Below are 25060 nucleotides of genomic sequence, written 5' to 3' on the forward strand. Positions count from 1 at the left end.
CGTCGCTATCGCTCCTCACACCTCAGGGAGCAAGGGTTATGTGCTTCTTTCGGAACAGGGAGCGGGGGTTGGTCGCGCGCTCTGCAGCGGCGATCAGGCAGGCAGGAACCGCTGGGCGAGTCGCGGTGCGAGCCAGGGCCGGGCACCCCAGGCGATGCCCTTCCCGGTGAGTCCGACCCACCCCGGGGACAGGCGACCGTAACCGGCGAGGAGAGCGGTCGCGGGGTCCACGCTGATGTGGACGTCGGGCCGGCGTGGCTCCGGCGGATCGATCTGCAGCTCGCCGTCGGTGAACTCGTAGACGTGCCGTTCGCCGCACCCGCGGAGCCGGATGTCGTAGGTGCCGGAGTGCCCGGCGGCGTGCACCGGATCGACCCAACTGGGCAGGATGTGTTGGCGTGCCCGGATGATCATCAGCACCACGTCCGGTTCGACCCACCAGCGGGCCCCGACAGCGCGTGCGATGTCGCGGGCGTGCACCACGAACTCGCCGATCAGCAGGCCGAGAGCGGCGTCGGCCCGGATGACGCGGTCGCCGTCGAAGTGCATCTTCGGGACCTGCGCGTGGAAATGCGACACCTCGTCGACGAGTTCGCGGAGGTCGTCGGTCAATCGTCGGCAGAGCACTGTCACGTCGCGCGTCGGCAGGTTGGCGATCTGCTTGGCATTGAAGTCGGGTACGTCGACCGCCGAACAGCACCACTCACCTTCGCCGCGCGCGAGTTCGAGAAAGCGCGACGGCGCCATCGCGACATGGCCGACACAATCGGTCAACGTCCAGGCGGGGGTGTCGAGGAGCCGGGTGTCGGGGTCGCCGACGCCGAGCACGAGATCGGTGAACCGATCCGCAGTCGTGAGCGCGGCGTCGATGTAGTCAAACCTCGAGAACATCCCCGTCGCGCGTGGTTCCTCCCCCCACATGGGGCACGAGATTACCCCGGCCCGTTGCGACGTGCGACACATTCCGTGCCGACACGTCGAACCTGTGGACAGATGTGCAAGGTGCGCAACATTATTCACAAACGCGCACGATGATTCTCAGTCACGCGACACCGCCGGGGCGGCTTCGCCGAGCCGTACGCAGACGACGCCGAGCACGATGAGCAGGCCGCCGGCGAGTTGAATCGGTGCCGGCAGTTCGTCGAGCACGAGCCAGGCGAAGACCACCGCGAACAGCACCTCGGACAACGCCACGAACGACATCACCCGGGCCCCGAGCAGCCGGCCGCCCGCGATGCCGAAGCCGTAGGCCATGGCGGCCGAGACCACACCCAGCAGCACGAGCGGGATCCACCAGGCCACCTCGAGCGCACCGACCTCGACCGGGTCCGTGGTCATGGTCATCGGCAGGATCCCGGTCAGCCCCGCGACGACGAGGGCCAGTGCGCCGATGAGCAGGCCACCCGCGGCCAGGCTCAGGGGCGGCCAGCCCGTGCGGTCGTCGGCGGAGATCACGAAGTAGGCGGCGGCCCCGACCATCGCGGCGAGCGCCCACAGCACCCCGATCGCGCTGATCGGGACGTCGCCGGTGAGGTCGAGGACGAGCGCGAGTCCGCCGATCGCGAGTGCCGCGCCGAGCACGGTGACGCGACCCGGACGCTGACCGTGGCGCAGCCACATCCACACCAGCACGGCGACCGGGGCGGTGTATTCGATGAGCAGCGCGACGCCGACCTGCAGGTAGGTCACGGCATAGAAGTAGGCCAGCTGACAGCCGGCCACCGCGAGGAGTCCGTAGGCGACGAGCACCGTCCAGGACCGTCGGCCCGGCTGCTCGGGCAGCGGCTGCCGACGGTCGCGAAAGGCGAGGAAGCCGGGAATGGCCAGGACCAGACCGCCTAGTGCGATGCGGACGGTGACGGTCGCACCGGCTGTCCATCCCGCCTCGATCATGGCCCGGGCGAGCACCCCCGAGATGCCGAAACAGGCCGACGAGATCAGCGCGAGTGTGAGACCCAGCGCGGGTCGCGAGAGCGGCGCAGTGCGGTCCGCGGTCCTCACGGATTCTTGGCGGCGACGATGGCCGAGCGAACGGCCTCCCGGCATTCCGTGCCCGCCGGCTCACCCGTTCCGAGGTAGAAGCTGCCCGGACGTCCTTCGTGACCGGCGAAGCCGGTCACCGAGAATCCGTCCGACTCCGGGACATACGGGGTCGACGACATCGACGCGACGGCGAGCGGACACGACAGCGCCGAAACCCCACGTTCGGCCCCGGACACCACGACGATCAGGTGGGTCGGATGCAGCACGATGAGCGTCTGGTGCTCGGAATCGGGGTCGACGGGGTTGCTGCGTCGTCCGAAGAGCTTGCCGAAGAACGTGGTCGACGGTGGGTTGATGCTCCGGGTGATCCACGCCGGCAGGTCGTCGGTGACGGTGAGCTGTGTCGAGTCGGCATGGTCGCGCAGCGTGGCGGCGACGTCGGCGGGTAGATCGGACAGATCGGCGCGCACGGTGGTGCGCTGGTACGCGGGGAGCCCCATGGCTGAAATCTAGCGCAGCAGTCCGTCAATCGAGGCCGGCGACGGACGACGCGACGCCGAGGCGTCGGCCGAGCAACCGACGGCGACGCGGTGCCGAGGCCTCGGTCGCGTTCGACTCGAGGTCGTCGAGCAACGAGGCGACGGTCTGCGCCGAGTCGGTCTTGTTGGTGCCGATGAAGCCCGACGGACCGCGCTTGATCCAGCCGGTCACATACATCCCGGGTACGGGCTCGGTCCCGTCGAGCACGCGGCCGTCGAGGTGCGGGATGATCCCGGCCGCGTCGTCGAACGGGAGACCCGGGACCGCGACACCGCGGTAACCGACCGAGGTGAGGACGAGCCCGGTCTCGAGCCCCACCGTCTCGCCGGTGGGTTCGATGCCGACCGCGGCTCCGGAGTCGTCGGTGATCGGGCGGTTGCGGCCCGCGGTCAACGCGCTCGCGCGGCCGTCCGCACCGGCGGTCACCTCCATCGGAGAGGCGAAGAACGCCAATCGGATTCGACGGCCCTCGGGTTCGGGGCGGGCGGCGCACTCGGCCAGGAGATCGAGCTTGGCACGAGTCGTGGTGTCCAGGTCGGCGGGTGCGGGCAGCGCTTCGAGGTCGGCGGCGTCGACGGTGACCGGGACCCCCGAGTCGACCAGTCCGATGAGTTCGGGCAGGGTGAAGGCCGCGTGCGCGGGTCCGCGGCGGCCCATCACCACCACCTCGCGGACCGACGAGGACCGCAGCTTCGCCAGTGCCGGACCGGAGATGTCGGTGGCGGCGAGGGTGCCCGGGTCGGCGACGAGGATGCGTGCGACGTCGAGGGCGACGTTGCCGTTGCCCACGACCACGACGCGCTCGGCGTCGAGATCGACGTCGAGGTCGGCGAAGTCGGGATGGCCGTTGTACCAACCCACGAAGGATGTCGCGCTGGACACTCCGGGGAGATCGAAACCCGGCAGCGCGAGTTGCCGGTCGGTGGGTGCCCCGCCCGCCCAGATCACGCCCTGGTGACGGTCGCGCAGGTCGGCCAGGGTGAGGTCCCGCCCGACCTCGGTGTTCAGCAGGATCTCCAGTCGGGGGTTGCGCGCGATGTCGTCGAACAGCTCCATCACCTTGCGGGTGTGCAGGTGATCGGGCGCGACGCCGAACCGTGCCAGCCCGAACGGCCGGTCGAGACGTTCGTACATGGTGACCGAGACCTGTGGCTGCCGCAGCAGCTCGTCGGCCGCGTACATCGCCGACGGGCCCGAACCCACGATGCCGATCGAGAGCGAGGTGTCGACGGCCAGCTGCCGCGGACGATCGATGGGCGCGAGGGGCAGCCGACGGGCCGGGTCGACGGGGAAGCGCGCGGCTCCGTCGGCCGGATCGTGGTACTGGGTCGCGTTGACCTCGACGAACCGTTCCTGCCCAGCCGGCATGCGATGTCCCGGAACGATGGCGCCGACCGGGCACGCACTGACACATGCGCCGCAGTCGACGCAGGTCGCGGGATCGATGTACAGCATCTCGGCGATGCCGAAATCGGGCTCTTCAGGCGTGGGGTGGATGCAGTTGACGGGACATGCGTACACGCACGACGCGTCGCCGCAGCACGCCTGGGTGACGACATGGGGCATGGTCTCGGGTTCTACCTGCGTTCGGGGTTCGGGTTCAGGCCGCGGTGTAGGTGGGCTCGCTGCGGAACCGCGACGGGCGGCCGCTGATGCCGAGCGCGCGCCACAGCAGGCGCGAGACCGGGTTCATCAGTCCGCTCTGCTCGCCGAGCATGCGGACGTCACCGAAGACGTTGCGCAGGAACCGCTTCGACTCCGGCGACCGCCAGAAGATGTCCTTCATGACCGCGTCGGGCACGTCGAACCGCTTGGCGAAGCTTCGCGGCGGCACCACGATGGCGCCACAGAGGATGCGCATGGTCAGCGGGAGCATCAGCGACAACAGGAAACGCTGGACGCGTCCGCGCTGCGGCACCTGCTCGCGGATCAGGTGATGGGCGAACGAGATGTGCCGTGCCTCCTCGGCGACATGGAGCTGCATGACTGCGGCCATCGTCGGGTGCAGGCTGGCGCGGGTGCGCAGGAAGTCCTTCTGGATGTGGTCGATCGGTTCCTCGCCACCGAGCACACCGAAGAAGAAGACGGTGGGGAAGATCGTCGAGAAGAGCGGAACGAGAGGGGAGATGAGCCGGTAGCCGAGTTTGGCCCCGGGGACGTCCATGCCGGTCCGGTTGACGAACTCCTGGAACATCAGGGTGTGGTTGCACTCCTCCTTGGATTCGTGCGTGGTGTAGCGGAACTCGCGCGCACCGTTGGGGAGTTTGAAGCTGTACTGCATCAGTCCGCGGATCAGGACCGACTCGAACTGCAGGCCGACCTTTGCGACATTGGCCTGGCGCCACATGCCGATCTCGATCTGCTTCTCCTGCGGAAGCTGCTGGTACCACGGATGGCGGCCGATCGGATCGACCTCGTAGGACAGGATCCACCGGGGATCGTTCTCGACGATCGCCATGTCCGGCGCGTCCCAGTCGATGTCGACGTAGGGATCGAAGTTGCGGTGGACGGACGCGGCGGACAGGTCGTCGAGGACCTGGGCGAAGTCGTGGTCGCCGCCGGTCTTGTCGTGCTGCGGCACGTAGCGGGCGGGCGCCTCGTGCTCCTGGTCGGTCCGGGTCAGTGCTTTCGTCATCGTCGCATCCCTTCGGCGTGGGCGGCTCGGTCGGTGAAACAGACCACAGCGGATGACTCGAACGTATTTCGACGGGCCGCTATTTGTCAACACTCGATGTCACGTTCGATACCGGCACAATGCACCGGTGCGTTCACCGGCAGGCCTGCCCGACTCCGTGCAGTTCAGGGGCTGACCTGGTGCGACGGGTGTAATTCGTTCGGGTTATATAACCCCGTCGCGAGCATCGCCGCGGGTTAGAGTTACCGCACCATCCGTGCCCGCGTCTGCTCACCTGGAGGAGCGATGTCCCGTCGTGTTCCGCACGCGTCCCGGCGTTCTAGGGACGCGACGCATGCCGCCCGCGTCGGTCGACGCGGCCTGCCGGCGGTACCACGCACCCGGGTCCGGTCGTGACCCAGCCGCCGCACGGTCCGACGCGTGTCGTCCCCAACCCCGGCGGGCCCCTGCCGGGCGCGCCGGGTCCGCGGCCACCGGGGCCCGCCCCGCGTCGCCCGGGACCCCCACCGCCCGTTCCGCCTCGTCCCGGACCGATGCCCGGCCAGGCGCCCCCCGCGCCGCGGCCGGGCCCTGGGCCTGTTCCGGCGCCCGGACGAGGCGCTCCCGGGCCCGCGGGCGCCGTCGGCGATCTGACACCGGGGCTGGTCGACACCGACATCTGGACCGATGCGATGGTCGAGGCCGCGGGCATCCCGATCGTCGACGTCCCGTTCGTCACGGTCGGCTCGGGCATCGGGTCATTCGTGACCGTCGACTACCTGCGCATCTGCGGGGTGCCGCTGGACCGGATCGCGGTGCTCGGCCCCCAGGACGTGCCCTGGCACAGCTACGAGTACCTGACCCGGGTGTCGCAGATCCCGCGCACGGAGCGCCTGCGTTCGGATTCGGCGTCGACCCCGGACAACATCTGGGGTTTCCCGTCGTACGCGGTGCGGGAGGCCTGGGCGGACAAGAAGCTCAAGCCGCTGTGGAATGTGCTGGTGGAGCCCGTCTTCGCGAACTTCTACACGCCGAGGGCCGGGCAGGCGTTCGAGTCGATGCAGAAGGAATGCGAACGGATCGGCTACCTGAAGTGCCTGCACCGTGGTCAGGTCCGGATGATCCGACGCCGCGCCGCCGGTGGCTACTTCACGATTCTCACACCGCCGCAGGGGACTTCGCCCACCAAGCGGGTGGCCTTCCGCAGCCAGTGGGTCCATGTCGCGATCGGATACCCGGGCATCAAGCTCCTGCCCGATCTCCAGGCGTTCCGCGAGACCTACCGCGACGCCAGCAAGGTCGTCAACGCCTACGAGTCGCACGAGCACATCTACCAGTCGCTGCAACGCAAACCCGGCACCGTGGTGATCCGCGGTGCGGGGATCGTCGCGTCGCGGGTCCTGCAGCGGCTCATCGACGATCGCGACGCGTACGGGCTCCAGACGCAGATCGTGCACCTCTTCCGCACGTACTACGACAAACCCCACGGCCCGCACATCTTCATGCGGCGCAAGGGCAAAGACGGTTGGGCCTACCAGGGCTTCAACTATCCGAAGTCGGTCTGGGGCGGGCAGCTCAAGGCCCGCATGCGCAAGCTCGAGGGGCACGAGCGGGCGGAGGCGTACAAGCAGATGGGCGGGACCAACACTCCGGTCCGCGACGACTGGCAGGAGCAGTTGGCCCGCGGGCGGCGCGAGGGCTGGTACCGCGTCGCCGTCGGCAAGGCGGAGAGTCTGTTGCCGGCTGCGGGCGGGCAGGGGGTGGTGACCACCGTGCGGTCGACCGCACGCACCGATCCGGCAGGACCACCGGCCCGACGGCACCTTCGAGATCTATGCCGACTACGTGATCGACTGCACCGGACTCGAAGCCGACGTCCGCGAGCACCGCCTGCTGCGTGACCTCTTGGACCACACCGGCGCCGGCATCAACCCGGTCGGTCGCATGGACGTCGAACGCGACTTCGAGCTGAAGGGGACACGCAGCGGGAACGGCAAGCTGTACGCCTCGGGCAGCGCGACGCTCGGCGGTTACTTTCCCGGCGTCGACACCTTCCTCGGTCTGCAGATCGCCGCCCTCGAGATCGTCGACGACCTTGCCCGCCAGGGGTTCTGTCGACGACTGACGCCCTGGCGATCGACCGCCCAGTGGTGGCGCTGGATGAACAACAAGGGAGTCGACTGACATGTTGCCCACCCTGTGGGGGCGAATCCAGACCCGCGTGCTGGTGCTCGGCATCCTCGGCGGCCTGTGGACCATCGTGCTCGTCCCGTTCCTGTGGCTCATCTCCTCGGGGGACCCGTCGATCCTCGACGTCTACCGGGTCGCCTTCACCGTGCTCGTCACCGTCATCGTCCTCGGGGTGCTCTGGGAATTCCTGTACCACTTCCTGCAGCAGTTCCGTTGGGAAAAGGACTGGCCGACGCTCTTCGGGCTCCTCACGGCGATCAACGAGGGCATCCTGGTGTGGATCGTGATCGATGGCACCGGACTGATCCCGGAGCCGCTGCAACCGTCGCCCGTCGTGTTCACCGTCCAGTTCGTCACCACCTGGTTGCTGGTGTGGGTGGCGGTCAACGGTCCACTACGCGCCGTCTTCCCCCACTGGCGATTCCAGGGAGGACGATTCCTGTGACCGGTCCGGGCGACATCCCGAGCGTCACGCCGACGGTGACGCTGATCCCCGGGGCGGGGATCGTGATCCGCACCCCGGCGTTTCTGTGCCTGACGAACGACGCGGTGCCCGCGTCCTTCCTCACCGATCTGCTCGACATCGAATCTGCGGTGGCCGTGCCGGATTCGGCACCGCGGCGGGGCCGGCACCTGGTACGGGCGCTGGCTCAGCTGGTGGCCACCGCCGAGGACCCGGTCGACATCGCCTTCGCGGCTCCCGACAATGCCGGCATCGCGATCTTCCTCTCGGGTCGGGTGTACGGGGAGACCGACGGCAAGCGGATCGAGCCGCCCGCGGGCGACTCCTATGACCGCGCCGTGCCGTGGCCGTTCGAGGGTCTCGGGCTCTACCTCGCCGGCACGATGCCCGCGGAGGTCGGTGACGAGCGCTTCGACCTGGTCCAGGGCACGGTGCCTGCCGCAGGCGCGCTGCTGCACACCCCATTGGGGTTGCGCGGCACCGAATTCCACTCCCTGGCCGAGCGCCCGCCGCAGCCGCGGCCGGAGCCGGCGGCGGCGCGGCCGGAACCGGCCGTCGAACCGTCCCGACCCGACCCGGACGCGGGTCCACCGACCGAGGCCCTGGACGGTCTCGACAAGCCGGCACCCGGGGCGCCGGAACCCCCGGCGCCCGAGCCCATCCGGAAGCGGTCACCCTTCGACGACTTGCCGCCGGAGCCGGACCCGATGGGCACGACCGAGCGGATGGCGCCCGGCGCCGATGGTGGTGCCGACCTGCCGGCGCCCGATCCGTTGCCGTTCACCTCGACTCCGCTGGGCGGTCCGTTCGGGTCGGAACCGTTGTCTCCGAACGCTTCCCACCCACTCGAGCGGCCGCCGCGGGACGCCACCCCGCCGAGCGGCCGGCCCCGCGTCGAGCCGGCTCCCGCGCCGAATCCGTTCGCCGAACCGCTCGAACCGCGCGCGCCGCTGCCCAAGGAGGAGCATCAGAAGCCCGCGACCGAGGTCGTCAAGATCGAGGCGTCGCGGGCCATGGTGCACGGCATCCGTTGTTCACGAGGCCATCTGAACCATCCGCAGTCGTGGCTGTGCGGGGTCTGCGGAATCCGGATGGACCAGTTGACGACATTCCTCGTCGAGGGGGAGCGGCCGCCGCTGGGCTGGTTGCTGCTCGACAACGGGTTCACCTTCCTCCTCGACGAGGACCTGGTGATCGGCCGGGAACCGGGCTCGGCCGGCGGTGGACCGGCGGGTTCACCGAAACCGATTCGCGTGCAGGACGAGACAGGTCAGCTCTCGCGCCGCCATGTGGAGATCCGGCTGGTGGAGTGGACGGTGCAGCTGGTCGACCTCGGGTCGGCGAACGGCACCTTCGTCGCCGATCCGAGCAGCGGCAACCGGGAGACCCGGCTGCTCCCGCATCGTGCCCACGTGCTGGTGCCGGGGTCGCATGTCCGGATCGGCGGGCGCCACTTCATCTTCGAGTCACACCACGCCCGTATCTGAGAACGGACCCGAGGTCATGGACAAACACACGGTCGCCTTCCTGCTGCTCGACGTCGCGATCGTCATCGCCGCCGCCCGGGTGGGTGGGATGATCGCGCGTGCCTGCCGTCAGCCGGCCGTGGTGGGCGAGATCGCCGCCGGGATCGCGTTGGGTCCCAGCCTGCTCGGGCTCCTGCCCGGCAATCCCGACCAGTGGCTCTTCCCGGACGACGTCCGGCCGCTGCTGGGAGCACTGGCCCAGATCGGCCTCGTGCTGTTCATGTTCATCGTCGGCCTCGAACTGGACATGCGGCTGACCAAAGGGCGTGAACGCGCGGCGGCCAGCATCTCGGCATTCTCGATCGCGCTGCCGTTCGCCCTCGGCGCAGCCCTCGGCCTGCTGCTCTATCCCTCGCACAACATGGTCGGTGGAATGGAGATCGAGCGGCTGGGGATGGTGCTGTTCATGGGTGTCGCGATGTCCATCACCGCCTTCCCGGTGCTGGCGCGGATCCTCACCGACCGCGGGATGATGAGAACGATTCCCGGGGTGTTCAGCCTGGCCGCCGCCGCCATCGACGACATCCTCGCGTGGACACTGCTGGCGTTCATCATTGCCATCATCCAGGGCGGCAGTCCCCTCGAGGTCGCCAAGATCGTCGGACTCACGCTCGTCTACGCCGCGGTGATGTTCGGTGTCGTCCGTCCGCTGCTGGCGAAGCTGATCGCTTGGCGCGACAGCGCCGGCCGGCTCACGCCGGACATCCTGGCGGTCATCCTGATCGGACTCTTCCTCTCGGCGACGGCCACCGACGTCATCGGCATCCATCAGATCTTCGGCGCCTTCGTGTTCGGCGCGGTGATGCCGAAGGTGGGAGCCGAAAAGCTGCACCGGGAGATCCTCGAACGGCTCGAGCAGGCGAGCGTGCTGCTCCTGCTGCCGATGTTCTTCGTCGTCACCGGCCTCAACGTCGACCTCACCCAGATCGGCGTCGCGGGCATGGGGCAGCTGCTGCTGGTCCTGCTCGTCGCGATCGCGGGCAAGTTCCTCGGCGCTTATGCGGGCGCGCGGGCGAGCGCCATCCCCACCAGACAGAGCGCGGCCATCGCGGTGCTCATGAACACGCGGGGACTCACCGAGCTGGTGATCCTGGCCGCGGGGCGCGAACTCGGTGTGCTGAGTGACGAACTGTTCGCGATGCTCGTGGTGATGGCGCTCGTGACCACGATCCTGACCGAACCCCTGCTGCGCGTGGTGTATCCGGACAAGGTGGTGGCCAATGACATCGCCGCCGCCGAACGTCGCGCCCTGGCCACCGCCACTGCCCCGCGGGTTCTGGTGCTGATGCGTGATCCCGTCGGCACGACCGCCGACCTGCGGGCGCGGCATCGGCGAATGCTGGACTGCACCACGGGATTCGACGTCGTCCTGGCCGGGTTGCTCACCGCCCCGGACCGGTCCGTGCGTCCGCTCGAGGTCGGGATTCCGGTCGTACCGGACTTCGCGGCGATCGCATCGGCCGTCGAGCGCCTCAACGAGCTGGGCTCGTCGCTGACCGGCGCGGGTGCCGTGTCGGTGCTGTGCCGGTTCAGCGCCGATCCCGCAGCCGACCTCGAGGCCATGTCGGAGAACGCCAATGCCGACCTCGTCCTCGTGGACAGTGGCGACCGGCTTCTGGGGGAGTCGCTGCGATCGGCTCCGGTGGCCGTCGTCGACGAGACCGCCGATGACACTGTGGCACCGAGTCGTAGCACCATCACCTGTATCGCCGCGGACGATCGCAGCGGGCGGACCGCTGCGTTGATGGCCGCGGGTCTGGCGCTCTTCGGGTCGCGGTCGCTGACCGTCGTCGCATCCGGCTCTCGGCGTCGGTGGCTGGCCGACCTCAACGCTGTTGCCGAACAGGGGGTTTCGGTGTCGGTGCAGGATCCCCGCCGACACCGCGACAACGCCGTGTCGTTCACCGTCGCCGGATCGGACGAAGGCGATTCGGCCGTACCCGTTCCGGTCACCGTCGTCGACAACACCGAGACGAGCGAGGAATCGCTGGGCGACCGCGTCGCGATGCTCTACCCGTCTCCGGCCGCACCATCCGCACCCACGAGGGCGGCCGACGATCCGTCCGGTCCGAACATCGGCTCATCATCGGAGAGGCACTGACATGCCAGAAGTCGAGATCCCGCAGCAGCTGGCGGATTTCACGGTGCTCGAGAAGCTCGGCATGGGGGGCAACGGCACGTTCTATCTCGCCGTACCCCCCGCGCGACTGGGCCTGGCCACCGACCGCGTCGTGGTGAAGGTCTTCGGCGGCGTCTGCAGCGACGACGCCTACCGCCGCGGGGTACGCGAATTGCGGGCGTTCGCCGCGGTCGTGTCGCCCTACCTCGCCGGGCTCTACGACGCCGTGCTGCAGGGCCAGTTCATGTATGCGATGGAGTATTTCCCGCTCGGCTCGCTGGGTAGTCCGGCGCGCGAGCTCAGTCGAGACGAGAAGCTGGCGGCGATCGCCGACGCGGCGCGCGGCGTGGACGCCTTGCACGAGGCCGGTATCGCGCACGCCAACATCACGCCGTCGAGCATCATGGTCACCGAGACCGGCGGCAAGATCTCCGATCTCGGTCTGGCCCGGGTGCTGGCGGCCGACGAGCCCATCACGAGCTTCGCCCAGCCCGGGGCGGTGCAGTACATGGACCCCGCGCTGCTGGCCGGCGATGTGCCGTCGCGGGCGACCGACATCTGGTCGCTCGGGGCGTGTCTGCACCGTGCCCTCACCGGCGACGGGGTGTACGGGGAGGTGCCGGACACCCAGCCGCTGCTGGCGATCCGGGCGGCGCTGTCGACGCCGCCGGCGCTCTCGGAGAACCTGGACCGCGACGAGCGCACCCTCATCGCCAACTGTCTCGCCCTCGCCGGCTCCCGTCCGTCGACCGCGATGGAGGTCGCCGGCCGGATCGACGGGCTGCGCGGACGCTGACGACAGGCGGCACGGGCCGCCTCATCGGGGTCAGCCGAGCGGCGCCGTGCGCCACCAGTCGTCGAGGATCTCGCGGCCGGTGTGTCCGGGCCACGTCGTCACCAGGGTGTACTGCGCATGCGGTGGCCCGCTGAAATTGGTGACGACCCAACCGTCGACGACGCTGTCCCGGCTCGCCGACGCCGGACCGTCGCGCCAGCTGATCTCATCCCCGGGGTAGCCCTTGAGGCGGGTGGTGACGGCAGCGCGTGATGGTGACGTCGGCGTGTGCCACACCACGAATCCGACGTTCGCGGCGTCGGTGCACGAGATCCCGTCGATGCCGTCTCCGACGACGGGCTCACAGTCGGCATCTCCCCATCCCGACGCCTCGGGCGTCTCCGGCAGGAGTTGCGGGAAGGCGGCAGCGATAGGAGCGACGCCCGCCGGCCACGGCGGCGGTGTGGTGCGGGCGCCGAGCAGCATCACCGTTCCGACGACGACCGCGACGATCGCCGTGGCGACGAAGAACGGCGCGATCAGCCGTCGTCGACGCATCGACGGGGAGGCCGTCGGCGGGGGCGCCAACGGTGGCGGTGTCGACGGCCGGTTCACCGGCCCGGCCCCCCGCGGCCGGTCGGTGACGACCTCGGTCGGCCGATCCGGGTGACCGGCGGGCTGGAACACGCGCGGGACGCCGGCGGCCGGCCCCGCGTCCACGACCTCCGTCGTGTCGGAATCGGTTGCGGCGAACTCATACTCGGATTCAGGGTGGCTGGCGGGGATGACCTCGGTCGGCGGTTCGCCGTCGGAGTGGGTGAGGTGCAGGGCGAGCTCGGCCGCTCGGACGAATTCCGCGCAGGTGCGGTATCGGTGTTCTGAATCGGCGTCGAGCGCCCGTGCCAGCACGGCGTAGAACGCCGGCGACATTGCACCCGACACCCGGTGCCGAGCGACCGAGCTTGTGCCGGTCACATTCGGCCCGCTCGCTTCGCTCCCGGCGCCGGTGAGCATTTCGACGAGGGTACGTCCCAACGAGGCGACATCGGCTGCCGGGTGCGGCATCTCGTCGCCCGCCGTCGGCGCGGTCAGGCCGAAACCGGTGAGCGTGACGGCGCCGGGCACCGACGCCCCGGCGACGGTCGGGTCTGCGGAGCCGGTGAGCAGGATGTCGGCGGGGGAGACGTTGCCGTGGACCAGGCGCCGGCGATGGGCCGCGTCGAGCGCCTCGCCGACGACGGTGACGATGCGCACCGCCAGATCGATGTCGATGCCGTCGGGGTGGCGCCGGATCAGCAGGGCGGCGTCGGAGGTGGGCACGGGGGCCACCGCCACCCAGACGCGGCCGTCGACGATGCCGTGTCCGGTGATGCGCGCGATCCCGGGATGCGCCATCGCGGAGGCCTTTTCGATCGCATCCCGGAACCAATTGCCGAACGCGGGGGTGATCGAGGCGGCCCGGTCCACGACGGTGAGCAGCACGCGCTCGGCGGGCGCCCCCGGATATGGGGCCGTCGCCAGGTAGTCGGCGCCGGCGACGCGTCTGCGCAGGAGGCGCTCGATGCGGTGACGCCCGACGAGAGCGCCCGGAGGAAGTGGTTCGTCGTGGGTCGGACCGACGGACACGGCGCCTCCCTCACCTCACGTGGAAGACCCGACTCTACCGGTCAGGGGGCGTCCACCGGGGCGAACAGGCGCCGGGCGACCCCGCCCGGGTCATTCGAAGAGGACCGGCGCGGAGTTGAACAGCATGACGATGAAGAAGAACAACAGGAACCACGCCGCCCCCTGCCACACCTGCCAGCGACCGTTGCGTTTCCAGACCCGGTACGTGCGGTACAGCATGGTGCTCGCGCCCAGGAGAACCACGACGGGAGAGGCGACGACCAACACGGTCTGCAGGGGATCCGACGACGCATGCGCGAAGAACAGCAGGCCGAGTCCGAGTGCGACGGTGATCCCGATGTGGATCATGATTGCGCGAAAGTCGTTGGTGCCGTTCTGCGGAAGGGGTGACGTCATGGTGTCCGCCAGGTTACACGGCGCCCGAATCGTGGAGAAAGCGACGGTGGTCGGGACCTCGTACTCATTGCCGCGGCAACGGCGCCGGGGCAGGATGGGGGCCGGGGCCGATACCGGGCCGCCCGGGGCGAGCCCGGGCCGACCCGCGGCCGAACCGAAGACCCCGCCAGGGGCCGTCGCGATCAGAGGAGATGAGCCACAACATGAATGCGATACTCGTCGGCGTGGACGGGTCGGACGCGGCCACGGGCGCGGTGCGCTGGGCGGCGCGGGCGGCCGCTGCCGAAGGTCTCGACCTCAAGGTCGTCGGTGCGTACGACGCCAGCACGAGTGACTACGCCCCCGGCCTGATCATCCCGCAGGATGTCGTCGACGCCATCCGCCAGGACGCCTCCGACGCGGTCCATGCGGCCGCCGACGCCGCGAAAGAAGCGGCACCCGGCGTGACGGTCGCCACCTCGATCGTCGACGGCGACGCCGCGCGCGTGCTGCTCGAGCTGGGCAAGGACGCCGCGATGATCGTCGTCGGCACGCGCCGTCTCGGCAGCGTCAAGGGCCTGTTCCTGGGTTCGGTGAGCACCAGTGTCGCCGCTCACGCACACGGCCGGGTCACGGTCGTCGCCGCCGGGGGCAACCCCGACGGACCGGTGGTCGTGGGGGTCGACGGTTCACCTGTCAGCGATGCCGCGGTCGCCGAGGCGTTCCGGCAGGCCTCGCTGCGCAACGTGCCGCTCCGCGCGGTACACACCTGGACCCCGCTCGACGCGGACGCGCTCCACGGGTACGGCATCGGCGCCGACGAGGTGGCGCGGATGACCCAGGACGCGGTCGAGGTGCTCGCCGAGCGCCTCGCCGGATACGCCCAGGACTACCCGGACGTGACGATCGAACGGTCCGTCCTGCCCGAGGAGCCGGCGAAGGCGCTGCTCGACGAGGCGGGCGCGGACGCATCGCTGCTCGTGGTCGGCAGTCGCGGCCGGGGTGGCTTCCGCGGACTCCTGCTGGGCTCGACCAGCCAGAAGGTGATGCACCACGCCGACTGCCCGGTGATGGTCGTCCGCACCTGACCCCACGGTGAGCGCTGCCCGTCGTCCCCGGTCGCGCACCGGGGACGACGCCGTCGGTGGCGCTTACCATCGACCCATGACGCTGAAGAAGCTGGAGCTCTCGGTCGGCGAGCTGGCCCAGCGAGCCGGGATCGCCCCGTCGGCGGTCCGCTTCTACGAGGACCAGGGCCTGATCTTCAGCCGGCGCACCTCCGGGAACCAGCGCCGCTACCACCGGGCGATGCTGCGGCGCGTCGCATTCATCCGCGCGTCGCAGGTCGCCGGGATTCCGCTGTCGGTCATCGGCGAGGTGCTCGCCGAACTGGGCGACCACGAGTCGCCCCCGAAATCGATGTGGGAAGCGGCGTCGAAACGCTGGATGGACGACATCAACCAGCGCATCGCACTGCTCGAGAACATGCGGGACATGATCGGGTCCTGCGTGGGTTGCGGTTGCCTGTCGCTGGGGGAGTGCCATCTCCTCAACCCCGGCGACGAACTGAACAAACTCGGCCCGGGGCCGCGGCGACTCCTCACCGAGCAGTAGCCGTCTCCGCCAGTTGCGATGTCGGGGAGCAGAACAGGCGGCGGTACTGTTGGCCCATGGCTCGACCGTCGCGCGTGGCGCTGGCTCTGGGAAGTGGCGGCGCCCGCGGTTACGCGCACATCGGGGTGATCGCCGAACTCGAGGCGCGGGGGTTCGAGATCGTCACCGTCGCCGGCTCGTCGATGGGTGCTCTCGTCGGCGGGTTGTATTGCGCGGGGAAACTCGACGACTACGTGGACTGGATCTCGGGTCTGTCCCAGCTCGACGTCGTCCGGTTGCTCGACGTCTCGCTGACCAAGCCGGGCGTCATCGGGGCCGAGCGGATCCTGCTGCGGGTGCGGGAGATCCTCGGAGACACCGCGATCGAGGACCTGCCCGTCCCGTTCACCGCGGTCGCCACCGATCTGAACGCCGGCCGCGCGGTCTGGTTCCAGCGCGGTGTCCTCGCCGACGCCCTGCGTGCGTCGATCGCGATCCCGGGCGTCATCAGCCCGCACGAGCACGGTGGGCGGCTGCTGGCCGACGGCGGGATTCTCGACCCGCTGCCGGTGGCGCCCACCTCGACGGTGCCCAGCGATGTGACCATCGGCGTCATCATCGGTTCCGACGGTGGCCCGGAAGCGGGCGCCACGCGCGAACAGAAGGCCAGGGGACTGCTGCGGCGCAACGTGGCGCCGATCCTCGACAACGAGTTCATCCGCGCGGTCCGTGACCGGCTCGGCCACGAGATGCCCTCGGGGGAGGCCGAGGCGTCCGATGCGGCGGTGGCCGCCACCGGTGGCGGCGCCGTCGCGGTCGATGCCGCGGCCGAGTCCGGCTCCGTCCCGTCCGCCGAACGGGTGGCGCCCGCGTTCGGCGTCGACGAACCGGCCCGGATGGGACGCGTGGAGGTGCTGAGCCGGTCGCTCGACATCATGCAGGAGGCCCTGACCCGCTACCAGGTCGCCGGCTATCCGCCCGACGTGCTGATCCGGGTACCCCGCCGGACGGTCCGCACGCTCGACTTCCACAAGGCCTCGGAGATGATCGAGCTCGGCCGGACTCTCACCGCGCGGGCCCTCGACGACCTCCCCGAGCTGCCATGAGGCAGATCCCCCGCGGCATCTGGGTGCTGCTGTCGGCGAACGTCGTCATCGCACTCGGATACGGGTTCATCGCGCCCGCGCTGCCCACCTTCGCCCGCACCTTCAACGTCTCGTTCACCGCCGCGACCGCGGTCATCTCGGCGTTCGCGGTGATGCGCCTGGCGTTCGCACCGGCGACGGGACGGTTGGTCACCGTCTTCGGCGAGCGGCGCATCTACCTGACCGGTCTGCTGATTGTCGCGGCCAGCACTCTGGCGTGCGCGTTCGCCCAGTCCTACTGGCAGCTGCTGATCTTCCGCGGCCTCGGCGGCATCGGGTCGACGATGTTCAGCATCTCGGCGATGGCCTTGCTGATCCGTATGGCGCCGAGCGACATTCGCGGTCGCGTGTCGGGCTTCTTCTCGGCGGGGTTCCTCATCGGCAGCATCACCGGTCCGCTCATCGGGGCGGCGCTGGTCGGCTTCGGACTCCGGGTCCCGTTCGTGGTGTACGCGGTCGCGCTGCTCGTCGCATCGACAGTGGTGGCGACCCAGTTGCGGGAGGTGATCGCACCGGATCAGGTCGACGGCCCGACGGGCGGGCTGATCGGTTTCCGGACCGCCCTGCGCGACAGCGCCTACCGGGCGATCCTCGCGTCCAACTTCACCCAGGGCTGGGCGTCGATGGGGGTCCGGGTCGCGGTGGTGCCGCTGTTCATCACCGAGAGTCTCGGTGCCGGAGCGGGAATGGCGGGAATCGTGCTGGCGATCTACGCCGCGGGCAACGTGCTGGCGATCCTGATCGCGGGCCGGCTGTCGGACCGGTTCGGACGGCGGCCCATCATGCTGCCCGGACTCGTCATCACCGTCGTCGCCACCATCGCGCTCGGGTTCTCGCCGAATGTGGGCGTCGTACTGGCGTTGTCGGTGGTCGCCGGGGTGGGCTCGGGACTGTTCGCACCCACCCATCAAGCCGCTCTCGCCGACGTCCTCGGCAACCGCCAGCAAGGCGGGTCGGCGCTCGCCGCCTACGGCATGTCGTCGGACCTCGGTGCCGTCACCGGTCCGGTCATCGTGGGATTCGTCGCCGATCGGGTCGGTTTCGGGCCGGCGTTCGTGCTGACCGGGGTGGTGGCCGCGGTGGCACTGGTCCTCTGGATCTTCGCGCGGGAGACCGCGCCGGTGATCGTGGGCGACGGCCCGACGATGACTCCGACCGACACGAAGGCCCGCGCAGACGATGAGTGATGTGCGCGGGCGGACGACGAATTACGGTTGAGCGATGACCGCGCCCGCCTACGACTACGCCCTCGGCGCCGACTCGGAGGTCGGCACCCTGCGAGCGGTCATGCTGCACCGCCCGGGCGACGAGTTGCGTCGGCTCACCCCGCGCAACAGCGACCAGCTCCTGTTCGACGGGCTGCCGTGGGTCGGGCGTGCGCAGGAGGAGCACGACGCCTTCGCAGAGGTGCTGCGCGAGCGGGGAACCGACGTCTATCTCCTCGGTGACCTACTCGCCGAGACCATCGCGCACAGCGGTGCGGCCCGCATCCAGGGCATCGCCGCGGCGGTGAGCGCGCGGCGGCTGGGCACACACCTCGCGGAAGATCTCGCTACCCATCTGCGGGGGTTGTCGCCGACCGACCTCGCGTACGTACTGACGGCCGGCATGACGTTCGACGAGCTGCCGATCACACCCTCTGCCGAGCGGTCCTCGCTCGTGCGTCGGATGCACCACGGACCCGAGTTCGCGATCGAACCGCTGCCGAATCTGCTGTTCACCCGCGACAGTTCGTTCTGGATCGGCGGCCGGTTCGCGATCACCTCGCTCGCGCTTCCCGCCCGCGCGCGGGAGACGTCACTGACCGATCTCATCTACGCCCACCACCCGCGATTCACCGGGGCGCGGCGGGCCTACGAGTCGCAGGTCGCGCCCATCGAAGGCGGTGACGTGCTGTTGCTCGCCACCGGTGTGGTGGCCGTCGGGGTCGGCGAACGGACGACGCCCGCCGGGGCGGAAGCACTGGCGCGCAGTCTGTTCGACGACCACCTGGCGCACACCGTGCTGGCGGTGCCGATCGAGCAGTCGCGCGCCTTCATGCACCTCGACACCGTCTGCACGATGGTCGACACCGACGCCGTGGTGATGTATCCCAACATCCGCGACACCATGTCCGCGTTCACCCTCGTCCACGACGCCGCGACCGACGCGGTCCGGATCACCGGGGAGCGGCCCTTCGTCGACGCCGCCGCCGAGGCGATGGGCATCACCAAACTGCGTGTCATCGACACCGGGCTCGACCCGGTGACGGCCGAGCGGGAGCAGTGGGACGACGGCAACAACACCCTCGCCCTCGCGCCCGGGGTGGTGGTGTCCTACAACCGGAACGTCGAGACCAACCGGCGACTCCGGGACTCGGGCATCGAGGTCATCGAGATCGAGGGTCGGGAACTGGGATCGGGCCGCGGTGGGCCGCGGTGCATGTCGTGTCCGTTGGCCCGTGATCCCCGGTGAGGAGGAGCATCCGGTGACCCCCGACACCCCGGCCGCGCTCGACGCACTGCAGATCGACCCGGCCTCCGACCGGCCGCCCTTCGAACAAGTACGAGTCGGCATCATCGACCTCATCGAGTCCGGCGAGCTGCTCAGCGGCGAACGTCTGCCGACGGTCCGGGCGCTCGCCTCGCGACTCGGCGTGGCCGCCAACACCGTCGCGCGCAGCTACCGGGAACTCGAGGCGGCCGGCGTCATCGAGACCCGCGGGCGGCAGGGCTCGTTCATCAAGGCGGGTCGCCACGATGCGCTCGACGCGGGTTTCGCGGCTGCCAAGCAGTACGTCGAAACCGCTCGCGAGCTGGGCCTGGACGATCCCGTGATCGTTGAGATACTCAACCGTGCGCTCGGACGAACTTGAATACCTGAACCGAGATTGATTGGCTTGACGAATGACAAGTGAACAGGATGTGATCACCGGGCGTCCGAAGCAGACACTGGACCCGGTGGTCTTCACAGTCACCGCGGTACTGGTCATCGCGTTCGTGATCTGGGGGATCGGGGACAAGGAGAGTCTCAACACGACGACCACCGAGGTGCTGGGTTGGATCACCAAGAACCTCGGCTGGCTGTTCATCCTCTCCGCCACCGGCTTCGTGATCTTCGCGGTGTTCCTCGCCGTGTCCAAGTACGGCCGGATTCCGCTCGGCCGGACCGGGGAGAAGCCGCAGTTCCGCACCGTGAGCTGGATCGCGATGATGTTCAGTGCCGGCATGGGCATCGGCCTCATGTTCTTCGGTGCCTACGAGCCGCTCTACCACTTCGCCAGTCCGCCACCGGAGATCGGCTCCGACGACATCCGCGCGGCCATGGCGACGACGATGTTCCACTGGGGCTTCCACCCGTGGGCCATGTACGCGGTCGTCGGGCTGGCGCTGGCCTACAGCACGTACCGGCTGGGCCGGACCCAGTTGATGAGTGCGGTGTTCACCCGGCTCCTCGGACCGCGGGTGGCCAACGGCCCGGGCGGGAAGATCATCGACATCCTCGCGATCTTCGCGACGCTGTTCGGGACGGTGGCATCACTCGGCCTCGGCGCGCTGCAGATCGGATCGGGACTCGACACGCTCGGTTGGGTCAACGAGCCGACGAAGATGCTGCTGGTCGCGATCATCGCCATACTCACCGCCGCGTTCGTCGCGTCGGCCGTGTCGGGGATCGCGCGCGGCATCCAGTGGCTGTCCAACATCAATATGGTGCTCGCCATCGTGCTGGCTCTGTTCGTGTTCGTCGTCGGACCGACGATCTTCATCCTGAACCTGCTGCCGACGACCCTCGGCGCCTACTTCACCGATCTGGCGAGCTTCGCAGCCCGCTCGGACGCCACGATCATGACCGAGGAGGGTCATCAGTGGCTGGCGGACTGGACGATCTTCTACTGGGCGTGGTGGGTGTCCTGGACCCCGTTCGTGGGTCTGTTCCTCGCGAAGATCAGCCGCGGCCGCACCGTCCGCGAGTTCGTGATCGGTGTGATGGTGGTACCGACGACGGTCTCGCTGGTCTGGTTCTGCGTCTTCGGCGGTACCGCGATCCATCAGGACATCGAGGGCACCCTGGCGTTCGATCCGGCCACCGCGGCCAGTGAGAGCACGCTGTTCGACGTGCTCGCCCACCTGCCGTGGACCGGGGTGGCCTCGGCGCTGGTGATGATCCTGGTCGGCATCTTCTTCGTCTCCGGCGCCGACTCCGCGTCCCTCGTGATGGGCACTCTCTCGCAGCGCGGCGTCGAACACCCGTCGCGTCCCCTCACCGTGTTCTGGGGTGTGCTGACCGGTGTCGTGGCTGCGCTCCTGCTGGCCATCAGCGGCGACGACGCCCTCGACGGCATCAAGACGATGGCGATCATCGCCGCGTTGCCGTTCGTCGTGGTGATGATCGGCATGTGTCTGTCGCTCTATCTCGACCTCCGACACGATCCGCTGATCGTCTCCCGCCACGTGCTGACCGCTCAGGTCGACGAGCATGTCCGGGAACAGGCCAACGCCATCGCGACCGGGGAGCTCGAGGCGATCGATGCCGACGCGATACGACACCTCGAGAAGATCGACCCCGACTACGTCGACCAGGCAAACGGATCGGCGCCCGCCGAGCCGACGGTCGACCCGGGGCCGGACGACGAGCCTCGGGACAAGGGCACTCACGGCACCGACCGGTTGACCGGACCGGCGGTGTGACAACCCCCACCGGGGTCGGCAACCGATCCCGGTGGGTGAGTCGTCGTCGGGTCGGTGGGTCCTCAGCCCTGTCCGACCGCCCCGGCGAGCGCTGTGCCGAAGGTCTTCGCGGTCGCCCGGTCGAGCCGGGAGGTGGTGACGCGCAGACCATTTCGCTGCTCGGCCCCGTCGACGGCGAAGACCGTCCCGGGTTGCACGGCCCACCCCAGGCGCGCCAGTTCGACGCCGACCCGCTCCGCGGGCACCTCGGGCGGGAGGTCGACCCACACGTTGATCCCGTCGGGCGGTCCCATGGTCGACGCCACCCCCCGGGCATCGAGCACGTCGATGAGAAGTCGTGTGCGACGGGCGTATTCGAGGCGTGCGGTGGCGATGAGCGCGGTCGTCGCCGGATCGGTGAGCAGGTGCGCCGCAGTGGTCTGCAGCAGGTGGCTGACCCAGGGGCGGCCGGAACGCAGCCGGGCGTCGAGCGCGGCGGCCGTGGTCGGGTCGGCATCGACGAGCGCGACCCGCAGATCCGGACCCAGGAATTTCGCGACGGACCGGACGACCGCCCAGTGTCGGCTGTTGTCCGGGATCACCCGCTGATAGTCGCGAACCGACAGGAGTGAGAAGTGGTCGTCCTCGATGACGAGCACCTCCGGGTATTGCTCGAGAACCGTGCGAAGTTCATCGGCACGAGCCGCGGAGAGGGCGATCCCGCCGGGGTTGTGACCGCGGCAGGTGACGATGACCGCTCGGGCGCCCGCACCGAGCGCCCGCGCCAGATGATCGGGGCGCATGCCGTGCTCGTCGAGCTCCATGGGGAGCGCGCGGTACCCGTTGACGCGGATCGTGCCGACGCTGGCGAGGAAGCACGGATTCTCCACTGCGACGCAGTCGCCGCGGACGAGGTGGGTGTTCAGCAGCCGCTCCATCGCGTCGACGGCTCCGTGGGTCGCGATGAGTTCCCCCCCGTTGCGGGTGCTCACCGAACAGCACCGACGCCGCCTCCCGCAGTGCCGGCGCCACCGCGGCGGTTCCGTACATCGTCGGTCGGTAGGGGGCCGCGGCGATCGCGGCGCGCAGGTCGGGCAGGAGATCGGGGTCGGGATTGCCATCGGCGAGGTCGATGGTGTCCGCGGGAGCGGCGAGTTCACTGCCGGGGTGGAGCCGGTCGGCGACCACCGTTCCGCCACGGCCGCGGGTGTCGGCGGCGCCCACCGAGACGAGCTGCCGGTACGCAGCGGCCACGGTGTTGCGGTTGACTCCCAACTCGGCTGCGAGTTCACGGATCGGCGGCAATGAGTCGCCCGGTCGCAGACGACCGGAGACGATGGCGTCTCGCACGCTCTGGACGATGGCTTGCACCGTCTGCCCGGTGATCACGACGCTCACCACGACCTCCCTGCTGATCAAGATCACGTTCTTTTGTCCTAGGACAAATGCTACGGTGGTCGCACGGCACCGAGATCAGGAGTTGTGCGCCATGAACCGAAGTCCCGAATCCGCCCGTCCGGCCTGGGGTCGCCAGGTCGCCTACTGGTACGGCGGGCGACTGCCCGCGTCGATGACGGACTGGGTGCGCAACGACCTCGCCGGTCCCGGTGCGTCCGTGCGGATGGTCGCCCGGTGGTCGATACCGTGCATCCTGCTCCTGCTGCCGATGTTGTTCGTCCCCGCCCCGTGGGGAGTGCGCATCACCATGACGATGCCGATCCTGCTGTCGTACCTGTTCTTCTCCATCGCCCTGAACCGGGTCTACCGTCGCTACCGACTGGTCCAGCACGGACTGGACCCCGAGCTCGTCAACGCCGTCGATCGTGTGAAGAACGCCGACCTGTACGCCGAGTACCACCGGAAATACCGCGGCGAGAACGGCCGGCCGGTGTCCGTCTCCCGGTAGGGGACCAGGCCGCGTCACGGTTGCTCAGCCCCAGCTCGGCAGCCAGATCTGCTGCCGCCACAGGCCGGGCGAGATCGGGGAAGCGGTGAGGATCGGCCACAACCACACGAAGTTGGTGACGACCAGACCCACGTAGATCGCCACCACCATGATCGCGAGGGCCCGACGCTCGGGCCGGGCGCGGGCCGTCGCCGCGGCCGAACGCAGCAGGTCGCCGCAGCACAGCGCGAGGCCCATCACCAGGAACGGCGCCAGCACGGTCGCATAGAAGAAGTACATCTGCCGGTCCAGGGCGAGGAACCACGGCAGGATCCCGGCGAGGTAGCCGACCAGGACCGCCGCGTACCGCCAGTCACTCCGCACGATCCACGACCACAGTCCCCACAGCAGCATCGGCAAGGCCAGCCACCAGAGAGCCGGTGACCCGATCAGCATCTGCGCGCGCACGCACTCGCCCGCGCCGCACTGGTCGGGACCGTTCTCGAGCGCGTAGAGCATGGGGCGCAGGCTCATCGGCCACGTCCACGGCTTGGACTCCCACGGATGCTGGTTGCCCGCCGAATTGGTCAGCCCCGAATGGAATTCGAGGATTCCCGACTCGTAGTACCACAGCGATCGCCAGGCGCCCGGGACCCAGGCGAACGGTCCGTCGGTACCGATCGTGTTGCCCACCTGATAGCGGTAGACGGCCGTCTCGCTGTTGAACCAGGGCAGGTAGGTCAGGAAGTAGATGACGACCGGCATCACCGCGAGGCTCGCGCCGCTCGGTACGACGTCGCGCGCCAGGGTGCCCACCCAGGGGCGCTGCACGTGGTACGCCCGGCGGGCGGCGACGTCGAAGCCGATCGCCAGTGCGGTGAAGAAGATGACGTAGTAGATGCCCGACCACTTGGTGCCGCAGTTGAGCCCCAGCATCACGCCGGCGACGAACCGGTACCACCGGAAGCCGAGGCGCGGCCCGAAGGGACTGTCGGCGATGCGGCCCTCGCGGTACACGCGGTCCATACGCTCCCGGACCTGGTCGCGGTCGGCGACGAGTGCGGCGAAGCCGGCCACGATGAACAGCGTCTGGAAGATGTCGAGCATGCCCATCCGGGACTGCACGAACAGCACGCCGTCGCAGATCGCGAACACACCCGCGATCGCTCCGACGAGCGTCGAACGCGTGAGCCGCCGAACCGCACAGTAGATCAACACGACGATGAGGACGCCCGAGATGGCCGGTGCGACGCGCCATCCGAGCGGGCCGTAACCGAAGACCGCTTCCGAGGCGGCCAGCATCCACTTTCCACCGGTGGGTGCACGACGAGGCCGTACGCGGGGTTGTCTTCGATCCAGTTGCCGCCGGTCAGCACCTGCCAGCCCTGCGGGACGTAGTGCTTCTCGTCGAAGACCGGCGTGCCCTTGTCGGTGGGGTGGGTCAGGGCCCAGAAGCGGGTGATGGTGGCCAGCAATGCGATGACCACGCCGACGAGGAGTCCACGCCCGCGGTCGGGGGCACCGAAGAGCGGTGCGGGCACGTCCGGGCCCAGGCGAGGTGGCACCCGATCGATCCTAGT

At 69.3% G+C, this 25060-nt stretch carries 21 protein-coding genes and 3 pseudogenes; 14 read left to right on the plus strand and 10 right to left on the minus strand.

The genetic code is table 11. From position 1 onward, the window contains the following. Positions 1–93: 93 nt before the first annotated feature. The 5 genes from QAD21_RS06925 to QAD21_RS06945 all read right to left on the minus strand — a co-directional run bounded on the left by QAD21_RS06925 (position 94) and on the right by QAD21_RS06945 (position 5158). Positions 94–891, minus strand: a complete 798-nt coding sequence (locus QAD21_RS06925; RefSeq protein WP_280360980.1) for a maleylpyruvate isomerase N-terminal domain-containing protein — start codon at positions 889–891, stop codon at positions 94–96. A gap of 147 nt (positions 892–1038) precedes the next feature. Continuing rightward, positions 1039–2001 (minus strand): EamA family transporter, encoded by a 963-nt coding sequence (locus QAD21_RS06930; RefSeq protein ID WP_139104562.1) that lies wholly within the window; start codon positions 1999–2001, stop codon positions 1039–1041. Then, positions 1998–2483, minus strand: a complete 486-nt coding sequence (locus QAD21_RS06935) for a hypothetical protein (protein WP_068971181.1) — start codon at positions 2481–2483, stop codon at positions 1998–2000. Before QAD21_RS06935 ends, QAD21_RS06930 begins: the two co-directional genes overlap by 4 nt. A 25-nt stretch (positions 2484–2508) precedes the next feature. Next, a complete protein-coding gene (locus tag QAD21_RS06940) occupies positions 2509–4089 on the minus strand; it encodes a 4Fe-4S binding protein (protein ID WP_280360983.1) in 1581 nt (526 codons plus the stop codon). Positions 4090–4123: 34 nt separating this feature from the next. Beyond that, positions 4124–5158: a diiron oxygenase gene (locus QAD21_RS06945; protein WP_269554436.1), complete on the minus strand. Its 1035-nt coding sequence runs from the start codon at positions 5156–5158 to the stop codon at positions 4124–4126. A 671-nt stretch (positions 5159–5829) separates the two neighbouring features. Between QAD21_RS06945 and QAD21_RS06950 the strand changes: the two are divergent. The 5 genes and pseudogenes from QAD21_RS06950 (at position 5830) to QAD21_RS06970 (ending at position 12231) form a co-directional block, all read left to right on the plus strand. Then, positions 5830–7321 (plus strand): annotated as a pseudogene (locus tag QAD21_RS06950) (hypothetical protein). Between the two features lies 1 nt (position 7322). After that, a complete protein-coding gene (locus QAD21_RS06955) occupies positions 7323–7772 on the plus strand; it encodes a hypothetical protein (RefSeq protein ID WP_065630183.1) in 450 nt (149 codons plus the stop codon). Beyond that, positions 7769–9277 carry an FHA domain-containing protein gene (locus QAD21_RS06960; RefSeq protein WP_280360986.1) on the plus strand — a complete coding sequence of 503 codons (1509 nt, stop codon included), beginning with the start codon at positions 7769–7771 and terminating at the stop codon, positions 9275–9277. The genes QAD21_RS06955 and QAD21_RS06960 overlap by 4 nt, the downstream gene beginning before the upstream one ends. A 16-nt stretch (positions 9278–9293) precedes the next feature. After that, positions 9294–11417: a cation:proton antiporter gene (locus tag QAD21_RS06965; protein ID WP_280360988.1), complete on the plus strand. Its 2124-nt coding sequence runs from the start codon at positions 9294–9296 to the stop codon at positions 11415–11417. 1 nt (position 11418) lies between these two features. Next, on the plus strand, positions 11419–12231 hold the full coding sequence (locus QAD21_RS06970) for a protein kinase (RefSeq protein WP_280360990.1): 813 nt from the start codon (positions 11419–11421) through the stop codon (positions 12229–12231). Between the two features lie 30 nt (positions 12232–12261). On the opposite strand, the gene QAD21_RS06975 is transcribed toward QAD21_RS06970, so the two are convergent. Further along, entirely contained in the window at positions 12262–13836 is a 1575-nt protein-coding gene (locus QAD21_RS06975) for a serine/threonine protein kinase (protein WP_280360991.1), read from the minus strand. A 90-nt stretch (positions 13837–13926) separates the two neighbouring features. Further along, positions 13927–14232, minus strand: a complete 306-nt coding sequence (locus QAD21_RS06980; RefSeq protein WP_058251465.1) for a hypothetical protein — start codon at positions 14230–14232, stop codon at positions 13927–13929. 203 nt (positions 14233–14435) lie between these two features. On the opposite strand from QAD21_RS06980, the gene QAD21_RS06985 reads away from it, so the two are divergent. From QAD21_RS06985 to QAD21_RS07015, 7 genes are all read left to right on the plus strand, one after another. Beyond that, positions 14436–15299 carry a universal stress protein gene (locus tag QAD21_RS06985; RefSeq protein WP_065630241.1) on the plus strand — a complete coding sequence of 288 codons (864 nt, stop codon included), beginning with the start codon at positions 14436–14438 and terminating at the stop codon, positions 15297–15299. 76 nt (positions 15300–15375) lie between these two features. Beyond that, positions 15376–15825, plus strand: a complete 450-nt coding sequence (soxR, locus tag QAD21_RS06990; protein WP_065630178.1) for a redox-sensitive transcriptional activator SoxR — start codon at positions 15376–15378, stop codon at positions 15823–15825. 56 nt (positions 15826–15881) lie between these two features. Continuing rightward, on the plus strand, positions 15882–16910 hold the full coding sequence (locus QAD21_RS06995; RefSeq protein WP_068972382.1) for a patatin-like phospholipase family protein: 1029 nt from the start codon (positions 15882–15884) through the stop codon (positions 16908–16910). Next, a complete protein-coding gene (locus QAD21_RS07000; protein ID WP_137808878.1) occupies positions 16907–18136 on the plus strand; it encodes an MFS transporter in 1230 nt (409 codons plus the stop codon). The genes QAD21_RS06995 and QAD21_RS07000 overlap by 4 nt, the downstream gene beginning before the upstream one ends. A gap of 34 nt (positions 18137–18170) precedes the next feature. Further along, on the plus strand, positions 18171–19403 hold the full coding sequence (locus tag QAD21_RS07005; RefSeq protein ID WP_280360997.1) for an arginine deiminase: 1233 nt from the start codon (positions 18171–18173) through the stop codon (positions 19401–19403). Positions 19404–19416: 13 nt separating this feature from the next. Beyond that, a complete protein-coding gene (locus QAD21_RS07010; RefSeq protein ID WP_205333081.1) occupies positions 19417–19803 on the plus strand; it encodes a GntR family transcriptional regulator in 387 nt (128 codons plus the stop codon). Between the two features lie 31 nt (positions 19804–19834). Next, positions 19835–21616 carry a BCCT family transporter gene (locus QAD21_RS07015; RefSeq protein WP_280361000.1) on the plus strand — a complete coding sequence of 594 codons (1782 nt, stop codon included), beginning with the start codon at positions 19835–19837 and terminating at the stop codon, positions 21614–21616. Positions 21617–21678: 62 nt separating this feature from the next. Here the strand turns inward: QAD21_RS07015 and QAD21_RS07020 are convergent, their stop codons facing one another. Beyond that, positions 21679–22587: an aminotransferase class I/II-fold pyridoxal phosphate-dependent enzyme gene (locus QAD21_RS07020; RefSeq protein WP_280361001.1), complete on the minus strand. Its 909-nt coding sequence runs from the start codon at positions 22585–22587 to the stop codon at positions 21679–21681. On the opposite strand from QAD21_RS07020, the gene QAD21_RS25335 reads away from it, so the two are divergent. Further along, positions 22559–22903, plus strand: coding sequence for a hypothetical protein (locus QAD21_RS25335; protein WP_348534524.1), 345 nt, complete (start codon positions 22559–22561; stop codon positions 22901–22903). The two genes, QAD21_RS07020 and QAD21_RS25335, sit on opposite strands and share 29 nt — an antisense overlap. On the opposite strand, the pseudogene QAD21_RS25340 reads toward QAD21_RS25335, so the two are convergent. Continuing rightward, positions 22838–23020 (minus strand): annotated as a pseudogene (locus QAD21_RS25340) (GntR family transcriptional regulator); the annotation flags it as partial. The gene QAD21_RS25335 and the pseudogene QAD21_RS25340 sit on opposite strands and share 66 nt — an antisense overlap. A gap of 64 nt (positions 23021–23084) precedes the next feature. On the opposite strand from QAD21_RS25340, the gene QAD21_RS07030 reads away from it, so the two are divergent. After that, on the plus strand, positions 23085–23501 hold the full coding sequence (locus QAD21_RS07030; RefSeq protein ID WP_280361003.1) for a DUF5313 domain-containing protein: 417 nt from the start codon (positions 23085–23087) through the stop codon (positions 23499–23501). Positions 23502–23525: 24 nt separating this feature from the next. On the opposite strand, the pseudogene QAD21_RS07035 reads toward QAD21_RS07030, so the two are convergent. Then, positions 23526–25054 (minus strand): annotated as a pseudogene (locus QAD21_RS07035) (phospholipid carrier-dependent glycosyltransferase). Positions 25055–25060: the final 6 nt, after the last annotated feature.

The organism is Gordonia sp. SMJS1, assembly GCF_029866425.1.
In the GTDB taxonomy this organism is placed as follows: Bacteria; Actinomycetota; Actinomycetes; order Mycobacteriales; family Mycobacteriaceae; genus Gordonia; species Gordonia hongkongensis.